Below are 14,859 nucleotides of genomic sequence, written 5' to 3'. Positions count from 1 at the left end.
CGACTAGGGAAGGTGCGAACAAGTCCCTGATATGAGATCATGTTTGTCATCTGGAGCCATGAAAAAGGGTTCATCATGAGTCATCAGCTCACCTTCGCCGACAGTGAATTCAGCAGTAAGCGCCGTCAGACCAGAAAAGAGATTTTCTTGTCCCGCATGGAGCAGATTCTGCCATGGCAAAACATGGTGGAAGTCATCGAGCCGTTTTATCCCAAGGCTGGTAGGTAATCCCCCCATTTTTAGCGATTGCCAGAAGTAGGCAGGCTACGCGGCCATGGCCAGCCGCTGTTTTGGGGTGATGCCGCCCAAGGCCATATTTGGGCGTTCGTGATTGTAGGACCACATCCATTCCGTCGCTGCACGTTGGACCTGATCCAGATCTTCCCAGTGATATTGGGACAACCATTCGTACCGCACAGTCCGATTGAACCGTTCGACATAGGCGTTCTGTTGCGGCTTGCCGGGCTGGATGTATTCCAGTTTGATGCCCCACCGGCGTGCCCACTCTGTGATCGCTGAGCTCAGGTATTCCGGGCCATTATCACAGCGAATGGTCAACGGCTTGCCGCGCCAGGCAATGATCTGTTTTAACGAGCGGATGACCCGCTCCGACGGCAGGGAGAAGTCAATCTCGATGCCCAGCGCCTCACGGTTGAAGTCATCGATCACATTGAACAGCCGGATGCTACGCCCATCGACCAACTGATCGTGCATGAAGTCCATCGACCAGACGTGATTCGTGGCCGTCGGCACCGTCAGCGGTTCAGGTGCCTGGCGCACCAGGCGTTTGCGTGGTTTGATCCGCAGGTTCAACTCCAGCTCCCGATAGATGCGATAGATCCGTTTGTGGTTCCAGCCGAACCCCTTCACGTTGCGTAGATACAGGTAGCACAGTCCAAATCCCCAATTCCGGTGGCTATCCGTCAGGCGTAGCAGCCAGTCGGCGATCTCGTCGTTCTCGGCCTTGTGCTTGCCCTCATAGCGGTAGCATGTCTGGCTGATGCCAAACGTCTCGCAGGCCAACCGGACCGATATCCCGCGCTCCTGCACGACACGTTGAGCCATCTCGCGGCGGCGAGATGGCTTCACCACTTTTTTTCGAGAGCCTCCGCGCGCAGCTCGGCCTTGAGCTTCTCCTCGACGTACATCTTGCGCAGTCGTGCGTTCTCCGCCTCCAGCTCCTTCATCCGCGACATCATCGGCACGTCCATGCCGCCGTACTTGGCGCGCCACTTGTAGAACGTCGCGGAGCTGATGCCCAGCTCACGGCACATCTCTGGCACCGTGATGCCGGCCTCCACCCGTTTGATCGCATCCAGGATCTGGCTATCTGTGAATCGTGACTTCTTCATGCTGTAGAACTCCTCAATGAGAAAATTCTACTTCTGACTGCACCGCTTTAATGGGGGGATTACCCGGCCACTGGGGAATGAGTGGTCATGAATACCTGTGAGGGCGGTTTGGCTTCTTTAGCGCCGAGGGATGTGAGTAGACGCGTTAAGCGGTGTGGTTCTAGGCCATGTTCCACTTCATCCACCAAAACGATGGATGCCACCTCCGCTGCGACCCGCTGCAGGCCGGCCACCAGGAGACGAGTCGAACCAGTGCCCAGGGACTGTAGTGGGACTCCCTCTTCACTATGAAGTGCGATAGCACCACTTCCTAAAGTAACTGCATGTGCATCGAGGAGAGCTTGGGCTGACTTTCCGACAGAGACACCCAAGTCGTTCGCGGTATCAGTAGCAATTTTTAATGTTGCTGCTAACTGAGTAGCGGCCTGAGTCCCAAACCCCATTCGAGCTTGCCTGGCAGCATCTGCTAATTCTGCTCCCAGGTTTGCGCGTGGATCGGCCCCCTGAAACACCGGACACAGTCACCCACTTAAAATAGCAGGTAGGCATACGACTGTGTTTATGACCAACAGCAAGCAGGAAGTGATGGAATTACTGACCCAGCCGGAGCGTCGGCGGCGCTGGTCGGTGGAACAGAAGCTGGCCATGGTGCGCGAGAGCAACGAGCCTGGTCAGACGGTTTCGATGGTGGCGCGCCGCCATGGTGTGAACCCGAACCAGCTGTTTCACTGGCGCAAACTGTACCAGGACGGCGGCTTGTCGGCAGTGGATGCTGGCGAGCAGGTGGTCGCGGCCTCGGAGCTTGCCGACGCGCTCAAGCAGATCCGGGAGCTGCAGCGCATGCTGGGCAAGAAGACCATGGAGAACGAGATTTTGCGCGAAGCGGTGGAGTACGGCCGCTCAAAAAAATGGATTGCGCGCTCGCCCTCGTTGCCAGGGGAAGACCGGTGAAGCGGGTCTGTGAAGTCCTCGGCGTGGCGCGCTCGAACATGGCAGTCAGGCTGGCACGATCAGCGGATTGGCGCGATGGCCGCACGGCCCGCCCGACGCAGGATACGAAGTTGGTCGAAGAGATTCATGAGCATATTGGGCAGTTGCCCAGCTACGGCTATCGGCGAGTCTGGGCGCTGGTGCGGCGAGATCGGGAGCAGCAGCAGGAGCCGCCGGTCAACGCCAAACGGGTCTACCGAGTGATGCGCGACCATGGTCTGCTGCTGGAACGTCGCAGGCAGCCCCTGGCGCCTGCGCGGCGCCACGATGGGCAGGTCGCCGTCCTGCGCAGCAATCAGCGCTGGTGCTCTGACGGGTTCGAGTTCCGCTGTGATGACGGCAGCCCCTTGCGGGTGACCTTTGCCCTGGACTGCTGCGACCGTGAAGCGATGAGTTGGTCGGCAACCACCGCTGGTCATAGTGGCGACGTGGTGCGCAATGTGATGCTGGCGGCGCTGGAACACCGGTTCGGCAATACCGATCAGACGCCGCAGCAGATCGAGTGGCTGAGCGATAACGGCTCGGGCTACATCGCATCAAAGACGCGAGAGTTCGCCAGACGCATTGGCCTGAAGCCGCTGACCACGCCCGTGCGCAGCCCCCAGAGCAATGGCATGGCCGAGAGCTTCGTGAAGACGATCAAGCGTGACTATGTCGCCTTCATGCCCAAGCCCGATGTGCCCACGGCGCTGCAGAATTTGGCGATTGCCTTTGAGCATTACAACGAGCGGCACCCCCACAGTGCGCTGAAATACCGGTCCCCCAGGGAGTTCAGGCGCCATCAGGATTTATCAACCCAAGGGTGATTCTGTGTCCGGTAATACGGGGGCAAATCCAGCGCGTTCTTCGGTAAGCCGGTTGAGGATAGAGCCTCTTGCCCAAGAGAGGTGGCTGTTTGTGTAGTGCCCAATACGAGCAGGAGCAATAGCCAGACGGTCTTTCCACGCTAGGTTCCGCTCGAATCCCTCGGTCAATGCCCTTTCGGAAAATAGTGTCCAGGAAGGCTCTAAATCATCTGATACCGTTAAACGTAGCGTTAGGGCGGTCTCCATAAACGCTTCAGGTTCGTCCTCGACGGTGTCGGTGAAATTATCGTAGCCCCTAAGGAAAATCCCATAGCTCTCGATGTTCTTTAGGGCGTCAGGCAGATCCCCCAGAGTTATTGATATAACGAGCGGTTGGCCTACATCCAGGTTATGAAAATCAGTGTCGTAAAACACGACATTTCTTCGAGCACCCAGGCATATGTCTATGGCGTCCAAGATTGTTGATTTTCCGCTGTCTCCAGGTCCAATGAGGCAGTTTATTCCCTCGGATGGATTCCAGTCTAAGTGCTGTATCCCACGGAAATTATTGATTTCTACCCTGCGGATTCGTGTCATATTTCCAGGCTTTTCAGAAGGTGGGGCGTTCCTGTACCACACTCGACGAGGAGCATGAGCACGCGAAGAATTTCGCTGCGCAACTGAACTCGCGTATTACGCCTTACTGTCGGAAACTTTACACTAGGTTACGGGGGGAATGGGAAGCCGAATGTGGCGATGAGACGTATCGGAGGTTTCGTGCTGTCGTCCCAGCCTCTATTGGCTCAAACTGATTGTTCACGTTTATTTCTCTGGACGACATGTGATTGGCTTGGCTTGAGCTGAACGTTCGTGCGGGGCGCTGGAGCTCCCAGCACTTCACGACTACTTGTACAAAACAGCATTTTTGGGCCGTTTTTTGCTTTTTGTCGGAAGTGAGTCCTGAAGTGCGATAGGACGGGGAGAGGTGTAACAGGGCAGAGGGCGGGCGTGGAGACGGAACAGGGAATGTACAAAATTCCTGTAATCCATTGAAAAATTGAAGAAACAGCGTTCTACTTCACGACTTTCAGGAAGCTGTGTCCTGCGAGTTACTTCACGACTATTTGTGCAACTTCACGACTTACTTGTACATCTACAACAGCAGTCAAGGAATTTCCCGTGCTTACTGCTGCGGGGCATAAGAAATCCATCCTTCGAAGAACCAATCTGCCCTGGTACTTCAAGCCGAAGAGGCCAGTAAGGACGCTGTCGAGTCGGTGGTTGTGGTGGCTTATGCCACTTCATAGAGCACGACATCTGTCAGTGGTGAGGGCAGTAGCAGTTTTCGCCCTGAAAAGAGCCAAAAAATAGCCATATCATTCAATGGGTTATAAAGAGTGCCATCTTTTGCTTTATTCTCTGACCCAGAAATGGGCGGAGCGCCAGCAAACAGTGCCAACTTATGCTTTATTTCGTGCCACTTTATGCTTAACGCCACAGGCTGGAATTTTTTTTAACCATTTTGAATGATGTAGAACCAAGGATCGCAAGCAATGGAAGATTTGAACAGCCGCTACGGCCTGAATCCGGCCCACAGCGAAGTCGTGCAGGCCTGTCAGGTGATCGCGCCCTGCGCTGCGCTGGATATGGGGTGCTCGAACGGGCGCAATGCCCTGTACCTGCACCAGCAGGGCTTTGATGTGACGGCCGTGGATGCCAATTCCAATGCCATTGGCATGTTGCAGTCCATTGTCCAGCAAGAAGACATCCGCACGATTCAACCACGGGTCTATGACCTTAACGATGCGGCGCTGGATGCGGATTACGGATTCATCGCCTGCACGGTGACCTTGATGTTTCTGGACATGTCGCGGGTGGGCGCTGTGCTGTCCGACATGCAGGATCACACCTTGCCGGGGGGCTACAACCTGATTGTGTGCGCCATGGACACGGCGGAATACCCTTGTCCGATGAATTTCCCCTTCACCCTGAAGCCAGGGGAACTCAGCGCGATTTATCAGGGCTGGGACCTCGTTAAATATAACGAAGATCCCGGCACCATGCATAACGGGGCCCGGCTGCAGTTCGCCACCTTGTTGGCGCGCAAGCCCCTGTAATCTTGTCGCGCATCAAGCCTTGGATGCACCCTGCGGCAGAATCTCCAGTACTGTTTCAGAGGGCCGGCACAGGCGCGTGCCCAGTGACGTGACGACAATGGGCCGGTTCATCAGGATAGGGTGCTGGATCATGAAATCAATCAATTGTTCGTCGCTCCATTTCGGGTCATCCAGGCCCAGTTCTGCGTAGGGCGTACCGTTTTCGCGCAGCACCGAGCGCACCGGCGCATCCATCGCGGCGATCAGCGCCGTCAGTGCGGCGCGATCCAGGGGGCGTTTTCAGGTATTCGATGACGGCGGGCTCTTCGCCGCGCTCACGGATCAGGGCCAGTACATTACGTGACGTGCCACAGGCGGGGTTGTGATAGATGGTGATCTGGTTCATGTCATGGCCTCGGTTCGGAAGGGGGCGGAAAGGGGGCGGTGATCTCGTGTGTGTCGCCTTGGCAACAGCGTTTGAGATAGGACAATCGTAGAATCGCTGCCGGAGCCGATAATAGCGCAAGCCGTATGGCGGATGAAAGGATTGGTATGGACGTAGCCTCTGCCCCGAAACCCAGTTTTCGCGAACTGTACACACCCAAGATCGTAACCGTGCTCAAGCAAGGCTACGGTCTGGCAAGCCTTCGGGCGGATGCGTTTTCAGGTTTGACGGTGGCGATCGTGGCGCTGCCGCTGTCTATGGCGATTGCCATTGCATCCGGAGTAACACCGGATCGCGGCCTGTATACCTCCATCATCGGCGGCTTCATCGTTTCGGCCTTTGGCGGCAGCCGTTTTCAGATCGGCGGGCCGGCGGGCGCCTTCATCGTGCTGGTGGCGGCGGCGGTGGCCCAGCACGGGGTGGACGGGCTGTTGCTGGCGACGCTGCTGTCGGGGCTGATGCTGGCCGCGATCGGGTTTCTGCGGCTGGGCGCTTTCATCAAATACATTCCCTATCCGGTGACGGTGGGATTCACCGCCGGCATAGCAGTCATCATCTTTGCCAGCCAGATCCGTGATCTGTTCGGGCTGCGGCTGGAACACGAGCCGGGCCCCTTGCTGCCCAAGCTGCACGCCTTGGGTACGGCTCTGCCGACCACCAGCCCCATAGCGGTGTTGGTCGCTGCCGTGACGATTGCGCTCATCGTGGTGGTACGGCGGTACCGGCCGCAATGGCCCTCGTTCCTGATTGCAGTCGTGGTGGCGGCGGTGGGCGCCGCCCTGTTCGGCTTGCCGGTAGAAACCATCGGCACACAGTTCGGCGGGATTCCTCAGACGCTGCCTGCGCCCAGCTTGCCTGATATCAGCTATGCCAAGGTGCTGGCCGTGCTGCCCAATGCCGTGGCTTTTACTTTGTTGGGCTGCATAGAAAGCCTGCTGTCCGCCGTCGTGGCGGATTCCATGGCGGGGGGGCGGCATCGCTCCAACTGCGAACTGGTCGCTCAGGGTATGGCCAATATTGCATCCCCCTTGTTCGGCGGCATCTGCGTGACCGGCAATATTGCGCGCACAGCGGCGAATATCCGATCTGGCGCACGCGGGCCGGTTTCAGGCATGCTGCATGCCGTCTTTCTGCTTTTGTTCGTGCTGATCGCAGCGCCGGTGGCTTCCTATATCCCCCTGGCCAGCTTGGCGGGGGTGTTGACGATCGTGGCCTGGAACATGGTCGAGAAACACGCCTTCGCGCGCTTGCTGCGGGTGTCGTGGGGGGATGCGGTCGTGCTGCTGGTGACCTTCCTGCTGGTCATTTTCCGCGATCTCAGCGAGGGGATCCTGATCGGCTTCGCCCTGAGCGCGTTGCTGTTCATGCACCGTATGGCCGGGATGGTGGCGGTGGAACGCGTTCATGCCTGGGCGCCGGACGATATGGCAGACAGCGTCCCCGGGGATGAAAAACTGGCGGTCCCGGCGGATTCGGATATCGCGGTGATCCGCGTGAGCGGGGCGTTTTTCTTTGGCGCGACGTCCGCCGTCGAGGCGGCGCTGGATCGCATCAGTGATCGGCCCAAGGCCTACATCATTGATTTGTCGGCAGTGTCTTTGCTGGATTCCAGCGGCGTCGCCACGATCGAAGGGCTGGCCAACAAGGCGGGCCGTCGGGGCGCTGCCGTGTATATTGTTGCGGCGACCCAGGCTGTCAGGCATACGCTGTTGCGTCACGGCATCCAGGAAACCTCGGCGCGATTCCGCAAGGATGTGGACAGTGCGATCAAAGCGGCCCGGCAGCTGATTGGCGGGGCCTAGCGCGGCGTCCTGGTCCAGGGGAACGACCAGGCGTTCCCCTGCCTACTGCAAGGCAAAATCCACGCGCGTCGCCGGACCGCTGTCCTCGGTGTCCGCTGCGTCGATCTTGGGCGCGACGATGAAGACCCGGTTGGTCAGGTCCTGGGCGGTCGTCAGAATCTGTTCGTACACGGCTTGCGCGCGGGCTTGCGCCAGTGTTTCCAGGGCTTGCTTGTCCAGCGGGACAGCGGCCAGCAGCAGGGCGCTCATCTGTTCGGGCGGCAAGGATTTGGCAAAGCCGATGGCGTTGCGCGGTTTGTCCTTGATCTTGGTGTCGTCGTAGACATCTTCCAGGTATTTAGCGCGGTCGGCGTCGGTCAGCGCAATCGTGCCGGGGGCCGCTTGCTTGCCCCGGCCGCCGACGTCGCGGGCCTTGGCGGCGCGCAGCTTGTCGTCTACCCAGGCCTGGCGCAGGCCGGCTTCGTCGGATTGCGGATCGGCGCGACCGATGATGTCCATCTTCAGGGCGGGGCGGTCGGTCAGCGCCTTGACCAGCGTGGCGATACTGGATTGGGCCGTGTCGTCGAGTACGGCGCTGCCGGGCGCAAAGGTAATCTGCGACAGGTCGTTGTCGCTGCCGAAGGCGGAGGCCAGCAGCTTGAAGGGCGCCGTCACCGCCTTGGCCAGCGTATTCATGATGACTTGCACGACGATGCCGCCGATCGAAAACTGCGGATCGTCCAGCGAACCCGAGATCGGCAGATTGATGTCGATATTGCCATTGGAGTCCTTCAGCAGGGACACCGCCAGCAGCACAGGCAGCTTGATGGCGTCAGGGCTGTCGGATGGTTTGCCGAACGTCAGCTGATTCAGCAGCACCTTGTTGCTGGCCTGCAGTGCGCGGTCCTTGATTTCGTATTGCAGATCGACCGATAGTTTGCCGCGTTCGATGGCGTAGCCGACGTATTTGGAAGAATAGGTGGTGAATCGAGGCAGGTCCACGCCTTTGGCGGAAGCCTTGAGGTCCAGCGCCAGATAGCGTGTGAAAGGCTGCACCGTGCCCGACACGGCAAAGGGCGCTGTGCCGTATACGCGACCGGCGATATTGACTTTGGCCGGTGTGGGTTTGGTCGAGGAGACGGCAGTGAGGGCGCCGTCGATGGACGACAGCTCGGCGCGGTAGTTGGGCCGCACGAAATGGTCGTTGAACGTCATGCGGCCGCGCTTGAGCTTGACGCTGTGGATCGAGATATCGGGTTCGGCAGTCCGTCGGGCGGCGGATTTGGCAGCGGCAGGTTTGCCGGTGTCGGCCTGTTGGCCCCGGCGGGTCTGTGTGTCCTGTGTGATGGAACCGGCTGCCTGGCCCTTGTCCACCAGGATGTCCATGACGTTCAGGCGCGCGTTGCTGTTCAGCAGGATGTTGCCGTAGAAGTCGTCCAGCTGGATGTCGCCCAGCCCCAGCCCCAGTTTCGGCCCCGCCATCGAGACGCGCATATTGCTCAGGCCCAGATGCTTCCAGTTCAGGAATGGCGCTTTGTTGACGCGATCCTGCAGATCGACATTGTTCACCTGGACGGCGCCGCGCCAATCCGCCCGCATCGGTTTGTTGTGTTGGGCGGGGACGAATTCGGCGTCGCCGCGCGCGCTCAGGGAGACGCTGCGCACGGTGGCGTTCAGGCTGGACGCGATATAGGGGGCCAGAGAAGCCACATCGAATTTCGCCAGATCGATCGAGGTTTTCAGCTGCAGCGGCTGTGCCGTCAGGACGCCCTTGAGCGCCAGCGTGCCGTGCTTTTGCAGGCCATCGGCGTGCAGGATGAAGTGTGAAGGTGTGGCATCCAGGGCGAGCCGGTCGGCGTCCAGCGCCAGCGAACCGATGGACAGGTTCACGCCGGGTTTGACGGAATCATCGCGCGCGGCGAACTGCTGCAGGCCCAGTTTGACGTCGCGCGCCAGGACTTGAGTCCCCGCGACATCGACGGCGCCTTCCAGGCTGAGTCGGCCATCCTGCACGGTAATAGGGGCGAAATGGCGTACTGCCGCCGCAAAAGGCGCCAGCGCCAGTTGATCCAATCGGACTTGCGCCTGAACGGAAAGAGGCTGCAGGACAACAGGCGCCTGGATCTGCAGCGAGCTGCCGTCGGCCGGATTGTCCATGTTCAGCTGCACCTGCATGGGTTGATCGGCGGGCTGCGGCCAGGCGATGTGCTGGATGTCAGCGCTCAGGCCGCTGACAGGATAGTCCAGGCCGGAGGGATCGTCGCGCAGGTGAATCTCGCCGGCCTGCATCTTGAAGGCGCCGATGGTGATTGCCCAGCCGGGGGCGGCGGACGGTGCGGCGGTCGCTTGCTGGGCGGTTGGTGGCGCGCCGTTGGCCTGAGCAGAAACCGAGGCGGCAGATTTGGGATCGGCGGGGGCGGGTTCTGGCGTGCTGGCAGTTGCCGGTGTGGCGTTTGCGGCATCAGCAGCGGGTTCAGCGGGCGCCGGTTCGCCCAGTTTGGCAAAGCCCTGGGCGACACGCTGCCAGTTCAGCTGCCGGGCATCGCGATGCGCCTGTACGCGGGGTGTGTCCAGCGTCGTCGTTTCGATGGAGACCGTCCGGGCGCTCAGGTCGGCTGCCAGGTTCTGGATGTTCAGGCTGTTCCAGGCCAACAACGGTGCGCCGGAGGATTCGGTCACATCCAGTTGATGCAGATCCAGGCCGCCTTGTACGCGGATGCGTGGCGCGGCGCCGGAGGGCTGCTCGAACAAGACTTGCAGCCGGGAATCCAGCAGGGCGCTCTTGATCCGGACAGGCAGGGGCAGGGGCCAGAAGTCGGCCCACTGGTCGAGCGCCAGGTCGTCGAGCGTCACGTCCAGGGTGGATGCGGGGATGGCATCGAAAGGCCGCGCCGTCCCGCTCAAGTCAAAGGGACTGCCGTTGATGAGCATGTGCACGGCAGGCAGCACGTCGATTTTCGTGGCGTAGCCAAACGACGAAATGAAGGGAATGCCCAGCGTCAGTTCGTCGATTTTTTGCTGTCGTCCGGTGAGGTGATCTTCCAGGCTGATGGCGCCCCCGGTCAAGGACAGATTGTTCAGGGAAAAGCGCGGCAGTGCTTTTGCTTCCGGCTTGGCATCGGCGGGCGGCTGGGCTGGTGACCGGGTCAGCCGGTCGATGATGTCGGAAAAATTGAAGTGCGTGGCGTCCTGGCGCACCAGCGCAAGGCGGGGCTGATCGATGCGGATGCGGTCGAGCACAGGCGCAAACATCACGATGGAACGCCAGGCCACGCGCAGGTCGATCTCGCCGATCTGCAGCAGCGGTGTCGCCTGCGGCTGGGAGATGACCAGATCCTGGGCGCTGAGCGCCAGCGTAAAGGGGTTGAAGCGGATGTCGCCCACATCCACCTGGCGACCCAGCAGTTCAGCGACGTTCTGGGTGAGCGCATGGCGTACCGCCTTGGGTACCAGCCAGGCCGACAGCGCGGCCAGCATCAGCAGGGTGAGCGCGATGCCCGCCAGAATCTTGACTGCCCGTGGGCTGAGTTTCAGAACTGGCATCCTGAGTGGCATTGTCCGCGCTCCCGACCGATATGATGCGCCCCGTGTCCGGGGGCGAGCATCACAGTCACGCCGGCCGGGGCTTTTGCCCATTATCCCTGCCGGATCCCGGCGCGTCCATGCAGGGGGCGGGATTTTGCATTCTTTAATATTCGGGTGTGGGCGTCTGCGCGCATCCTGATGATGCGCAGGCAGCCTTTTCAGTGAGGGCGCCGGGCGCGTTGCCAGTCCATCAGCGCGTTGGCGGCATGCGCCAGGATGGTCTTGTAGCGCTCAGCCGGCAGGGCCTGGCGCAGGGCGTCGAGCAAGGCCTGCGTGCCGCTTTGCGCCAGCGGCGGCAATTCGCCGTCCAGCAGGCGGATCTGGATGTGGGCCAGTGCGTCGGCCACCAGTCTCCAGCCCAGTTCCGGCATGCGGGTATTCAGGGCCAGCAGCAGGCTGCCCAGGGTCTGCAGGATCGCCTGGGCGGATGCCGGGTCGGCGCTGCAGGCCATGGCATGCCAGAGCGCCAGGTGGATGTCGCGGCGCAGGGTGATCTTGAAATCGATGGCGTTGCCTTCCTGCGCATCCAGCTGTTCCAGCTGTTGCTGCAGGTGGGCTTCCTCGACGGCGTCAGCCTGTGTGCGCATATCCGCGATCAATTGCGTCAGGGACGGGATGGCTGTGATGCCGAAGGCCTGGCTGAAGGCCAGCCCCCATTGATCCAGGCCGGACAGCAGCATTGCCAGCCGCAGGGCGGCGGCATCCGGGGCGGGGGCGGCGGCTTTCCAGGCCAGGCAGTGCGCCAGGATGCCGGCGGTCTGATCCGCCGTGGACTCGGCGGCGGCTTGCTTGAATGCCAGGGTAAAGGCTTCGCGCGCCAGGGCGGCGGCGTGTCGCTGGTCTTCGGGGGGCGCCAGGCGGGCGAGGGCGTCGGTAAAAGAAACGGCGTCCGGCATGGGGCTACATGCCCCTCAGTCTGCTCAGTTGGGCCTGATTCAGGCGTCTGGCTTCCTGTTCGGCATAGGCGGCTTCGCCAGGTTCGTAGGCGCCGTCATACAGGCAGCTGCTGGGGCTTACGGCGCAGAGCGGTTTGCTCAGGGCGGTGCTGACGCCAGTGCTGTCGGATGCGCATCCCGACATCAGGATGGCAAGCACCGATGCGGCGCCCAGGCGGATGAATATTCGTGTGGACATGTCCCTGATCCTGCTGGGGTGAAACAGCCTTTTTATACCATGAGCATTCACGCTCCTATAATGGAAAATTCCTGCAAAGTATGTCCATCCCTCGTGTCTGCCCCCTTTGACGATCCCGATGACCGCCCCGGTCTGTTGCTGAAACTGACCATGGCGCTGGTGGGGGTGTTCGCCTTCATCCAGGTCTATTCGATCCAGTCCATCCTGCCGCAGCTGCAGCGTGACCTGAATGCCTCGGTGGTGGAAATCGGTAATTCGGTGGGGATGACGGTGCTGGCGGTGGCGCTGATTTCCCCCTTCATCGGCCTGCTGTCCGATGCGATCGGCCGCAAAAAACTGATCGTCGGATCGGTGTTCGCCCTGGCGATTCCCACGGCGCTGATGCCGCTGGTGGGGTCGGTTCAGGGGCTGCTGATCCTGCGTTTTTTGCAGGGCTTGGCGGTGCCAGGGGTATCGGTGGTCGCCATCGCCTATATCGGCGAAGAGTTCCGCGGTCCGGCCATGGTGCGCATCGTCACGCTGTATGTATCGGGCAGCGTGCTGGGGGGTTTCTCAGGGCGCTTCATTCTGGGGCATCTGACGGAATACATAGCCTGGCAGTCGGCCTTTGGCGTGATGGCTGTGTTGAACCTGGCGGGGGCGGTGATCGTCTGGCGCGGTCTGCCGGATTCGCGGCATTTCGTGGCCAATACGCGCTTTCGATCCAGCATGACGACCCTGGGGCAGTTGTTGCGCAACCCTTCGCTGCAGACCGCCTGCGCCCTGGGGTTCACGGTGCTGTTTGCGCTGATCGGCTTGTTCACCTTCGTCAATCTGCATTTGGCGCAAGCGCCCTATCATTTCAGTTCCGGCCAATTGGCCAATATCTTTGCCGTCTATCTGCTGGGGGTGGTTGTGACGCCGCTGGCGGGGCGCATTATTCCGCGCATCGGCGTGCGCCGCACGGTGCTGTCCATGTTGGCCTTATCCGCCCTGGGGGTGGCGCTGACCCTGGTGCGGCCTTCCTGGGGCATCGTGGCGGCGCTGGCCATTGCCGCCTGCGGCACGTTCATCACTCAGTCGGCCACCATGAGCTTCATCGCCTATCGCATCACGCAGGGCAGATCCCTGGCCAGCGGTCTGTATTATTCCGCTTACTATTGCGGCGGATTCACCGGGGCCTGGCTGTGCGGGGTGGCGTATGCCTGGGGCGGATGGCATGGCACGGTGGCAGTCCTGCTGCTGGCGCAGGCCTTGGGCGGGCTGATCGCCTGGCGCTTCATGCCCGGGCCTGCGACGGCGGCCTGATGCCTGCCTGATCAGGATGACTTGGCCGTTTGGCGGCCGGCCAGGATCTGCGGCAGGTTGATCTCGATCCAGTCGGCCAGGGCGCCGACTTGCTCTGCTGCTTCCCGGCCCAGCGGAGTCAGGCTGTATTCCACATGAGGCGGGACGACGTCGAAGGCGACGCGATCGACCAGGCCGTCGCTTTCCAGCCATTGCAGCGTTTGCGCCAGCATGCGTTCGCTGACGCCGCCGATGGTGCGCCGCAAAGCGCTGAAACGGTGCGTACCCCCCGACAGGACACGCAGGACCAATACCCCCCAGCGGCTGGTCATGTGTTTGAGCACGTCGCGCGATGGACAGGCCTCGGCCAGCAGATTGCCCCGTTGTACAAGGGGGATAGTTGAATTTTCTATACTTACTTTCATGTGCGTACTTCCTAAAAGTTAGTACAAAGCATACAGTGTCATCCTCACTCAACGCAATGGAAGACACGTCATGACAATCGCCCTTACAGGATCCACCGGCCAGTTGGGCCGTCTCGTGATTCATGCCCTGCAGAGCAGGGCGCCATCCCAAAGCCTGGTCGCCCTGGCGCGGACGCCCTCGAAAGCCGCCGATCTGGGGGTTGCGGTCCGTCAGGCGGATTATGACCGACCCGAGACCCTGGCGGTTGCGCTGGCCGGGGTCGACACCTTGTTGTTGATTTCCGCCAATGAACTGGGCAAACGCACCGAGCAGCATCGCCATGTCATTGATGCAGCCAAACAGGCGGGCGTATCCCGCATCGTCTATACCAGCCTGCTGCATGCCGATACCAGCAGTTTGAGTCTGGCGGGTGAACATCAGGCGACCGAAGCGATGCTGAAGGATTCCGGTATCGCCATGCACGATTTTGCGCAATGGTTGGTACGGCGAAAATTATGCGGGAACGATTGCGGGATCGCCGTGGCAGGCGGCGCCTTGATCGGCAGCGCGGGAGCAGGCCGGATTTCGTTTGCCGCGCGGGCGGATTATGCCGAGGCCGCTGCGGCTGTCCTGAGCAGCGCGGGCCATGACGGCAAGGTCTATGAATTGGCGGGGGACGAGAGCTATACCCTGGCGGATGTGGCTGCGGAAATTTCACGTCAGACGGGCCGTACGATTCCGTACCGGAATCTGCCGGAAGCGGATTATGCCGCGGCTTTGCAGGGGTTTGGCTTGCCCGCCGACTTTGCCAAGGCCATTGCGGGTTGGGACGTTTGCGCGTCGCAAGGCGCTCTGTTTCACACGGGGCGCGAGCTGTCGCGTTTGATCGGCCGGCCGACGACCGCTTTGTCGGCGATCGTGGCGGCCGCCCTGAAGTAGCCTTTTTCCTATATACTTCGCAGATCAAGGGGAGTAGCTCACTTTCTGTGGCATCGTCATGACGGTCGTCTGCTTCAGGCA

12 protein-coding genes and 2 pseudogenes are annotated in these 14,859 nt (G+C 60.7%); 6 read left to right on the top strand and 8 right to left on the bottom strand.

The window, feature by feature from the left end; all coding sequences use genetic code 11:
* Positions 1 to 75 precede the first annotated feature (75 nt).
* Positions 76 to 222: pseudogene (locus VDP79_RS00170) on the top strand (IS5/IS1182 family transposase); the annotation flags it as partial.
* A 42-nt stretch (positions 223 to 264) separates the two neighbouring features.
* On the opposite strand, the gene VDP79_RS00165 reads toward VDP79_RS00170, so the two are convergent.
* A protein-coding gene (locus VDP79_RS00165) for an IS3 family transposase (RefSeq protein WP_323016219.1) occupies positions 265 to 1,352 on the bottom strand; the annotation gives its coding sequence in 2 pieces (ribosomal slippage) (positions 265 to 1,100 and positions 1,100 to 1,352; 1,089 coding nt in all).
* 59 nt (positions 1,353 to 1,411) lie between these two features.
* Positions 1,412 to 1,795 (bottom strand): AAA family ATPase, encoded by a 384-nt coding sequence (locus VDP79_RS00160; protein WP_323016218.1) that lies wholly within the window; start codon positions 1,793 to 1,795, stop codon positions 1,412 to 1,414.
* 142 nt (positions 1,796 to 1,937) lie between these two features.
* Between VDP79_RS00160 and VDP79_RS00155 the strand changes: the two genes are divergently transcribed.
* Positions 1,938 to 3,148 (top strand): IS3 family transposase gene (locus VDP79_RS00155; protein ID WP_323016336.1). Its coding sequence is split into 2 segments (ribosomal slippage): positions 1,938 to 2,253 and positions 2,253 to 3,148, totalling 1,212 coding nucleotides; the frame shifts between segments, so codons are not numbered across the junction.
* Here VDP79_RS00155 and VDP79_RS00150 read toward each other — a convergent pair.
* A complete protein-coding gene (locus VDP79_RS00150) occupies positions 3,134 to 3,724 on the bottom strand; it encodes an ATP-dependent nuclease (RefSeq protein ID WP_323016217.1) in 591 nt (196 codons plus the stop codon). The genes VDP79_RS00155 and VDP79_RS00150 overlap by 15 nt on opposite strands.
* 956 nt (positions 3,725 to 4,680) lie before the next feature.
* Here VDP79_RS00150 and tehB point away from each other — a divergent pair.
* Complete coding sequence (gene tehB / locus VDP79_RS00145; protein ID WP_323016216.1) at positions 4,681 to 5,244, top strand: tellurite resistance methyltransferase TehB; 564 nt, start codon at positions 4,681 to 4,683, stop codon at positions 5,242 to 5,244.
* A gap of 12 nt (positions 5,245 to 5,256) precedes the next feature.
* On the opposite strand, the pseudogene arsC reads toward tehB, so the two are convergent.
* Positions 5,257 to 5,629 (bottom strand): annotated as a pseudogene (arsC, locus tag VDP79_RS00140) (arsenate reductase (glutaredoxin)).
* A 146-nt stretch (positions 5,630 to 5,775) separates the two neighbouring features.
* Here arsC and VDP79_RS00135 point away from each other — a divergent pair.
* Entirely contained in the window at positions 5,776 to 7,470 is a 1,695-nt protein-coding gene (locus tag VDP79_RS00135; RefSeq protein ID WP_323016215.1) for a SulP family inorganic anion transporter, read from the top strand.
* 42 nt (positions 7,471 to 7,512) lie between these two features.
* On the opposite strand, the gene VDP79_RS00130 is transcribed toward VDP79_RS00135, so the two are convergent.
* The 3 genes from VDP79_RS00130 to VDP79_RS00120 form a co-directional block, all read right to left on the bottom strand.
* Positions 7,513 to 11,004 carry a DUF748 domain-containing protein gene (locus VDP79_RS00130; RefSeq protein ID WP_323016214.1) on the bottom strand — a complete coding sequence of 1,164 codons (3,492 nt, stop codon included), beginning with the start codon at positions 11,002 to 11,004 and terminating at the stop codon, positions 7,513 to 7,515.
* A 188-nt stretch (positions 11,005 to 11,192) separates the two neighbouring features.
* Complete coding sequence (locus tag VDP79_RS00125) at positions 11,193 to 11,930, bottom strand: hypothetical protein (RefSeq protein ID WP_323016213.1); 738 nt, start codon at positions 11,928 to 11,930, stop codon at positions 11,193 to 11,195.
* Positions 11,931 to 11,934: 4 nt separating this feature from the next.
* The gene (locus VDP79_RS00120) at positions 11,935 to 12,168 is read right to left on the bottom strand and encodes a hypothetical protein (protein WP_323016212.1); all 234 of its coding nucleotides are present in this window, start codon (positions 12,166 to 12,168) and stop codon (positions 11,935 to 11,937) included.
* A 93-nt stretch (positions 12,169 to 12,261) separates the two neighbouring features.
* Here VDP79_RS00120 and VDP79_RS00115 point away from each other — a divergent pair, with 93 nt between their 5' ends.
* Entirely contained in the window at positions 12,262 to 13,455 is a 1,194-nt protein-coding gene (locus VDP79_RS00115) for an MFS transporter (RefSeq protein WP_323016211.1), read from the top strand.
* An 11-nt stretch (positions 13,456 to 13,466) separates the two neighbouring features.
* On the opposite strand, the gene VDP79_RS00110 is transcribed toward VDP79_RS00115, so the two are convergent.
* Positions 13,467 to 13,859, bottom strand: a complete 393-nt coding sequence (locus tag VDP79_RS00110; RefSeq protein WP_323016210.1) for a helix-turn-helix domain-containing protein — start codon at positions 13,857 to 13,859, stop codon at positions 13,467 to 13,469.
* A gap of 70 nt (positions 13,860 to 13,929) precedes the next feature.
* Between VDP79_RS00110 and VDP79_RS00105 the strand changes: the two genes are divergently transcribed.
* Positions 13,930 to 14,778 carry an NAD(P)H-binding protein gene (locus VDP79_RS00105; RefSeq protein WP_323016209.1) on the top strand — a complete coding sequence of 283 codons (849 nt, stop codon included), beginning with the start codon at positions 13,930 to 13,932 and terminating at the stop codon, positions 14,776 to 14,778.
* Positions 14,779 to 14,859 lie beyond the last annotated feature (81 nt).

It is taken from the genome of Castellaniella sp., assembly GCF_034675905.1.
Taxonomy (GTDB): domain Bacteria; phylum Pseudomonadota; class Gammaproteobacteria; order Burkholderiales; family Burkholderiaceae_B; genus Castellaniella.
The sequence above is the reverse complement of the archived record's forward strand: the minus strand, read 5'-3'. Positions and strand labels throughout refer to the sequence as shown.

What these genes read in the sequence shown, in the direction of transcription:
- VDP79_RS00160 (WP_323016218.1), bottom strand. Translation starts at nt 1,795, where the DNA reads ATGGGGTTTGGGACTCAGGCCGCTACTCAGTTAGCAGCAACATTAAAA.
- VDP79_RS00150 (WP_323016217.1), bottom strand. Translation starts at nt 3,724, where the DNA reads ATGACACGAATCCGCAGGGTAGAAATCAATAATTTCCGTGGGATACAG.
- tehB (WP_323016216.1), top strand. Translation starts at nt 4,681, where the DNA reads ATGGAAGATTTGAACAGCCGCTACGGCCTGAATCCGGCCCACAGCGAA.
- VDP79_RS00135 (WP_323016215.1), top strand. Translation starts at nt 5,776, where the DNA reads ATGGACGTAGCCTCTGCCCCGAAACCCAGTTTTCGCGAACTGTACACA.
- VDP79_RS00130 (WP_323016214.1), bottom strand. Translation starts at nt 11,004, where the DNA reads ATGCCACTCAGGATGCCAGTTCTGAAACTCAGCCCACGGGCAGTCAAG.
- VDP79_RS00125 (WP_323016213.1), bottom strand. Translation starts at nt 11,930, where the DNA reads ATGCCGGACGCCGTTTCTTTTACCGACGCCCTCGCCCGCCTGGCGCCC.
- VDP79_RS00120 (WP_323016212.1), bottom strand. Translation starts at nt 12,168, where the DNA reads ATGTCCACACGAATATTCATCCGCCTGGGCGCCGCATCGGTGCTTGCC.
- VDP79_RS00110 (WP_323016210.1), bottom strand. Translation starts at nt 13,859, where the DNA reads ATGAAAGTAAGTATAGAAAATTCAACTATCCCCCTTGTACAACGGGGC.
- VDP79_RS00105 (WP_323016209.1), top strand. Translation starts at nt 13,930, where the DNA reads ATGACAATCGCCCTTACAGGATCCACCGGCCAGTTGGGCCGTCTCGTG.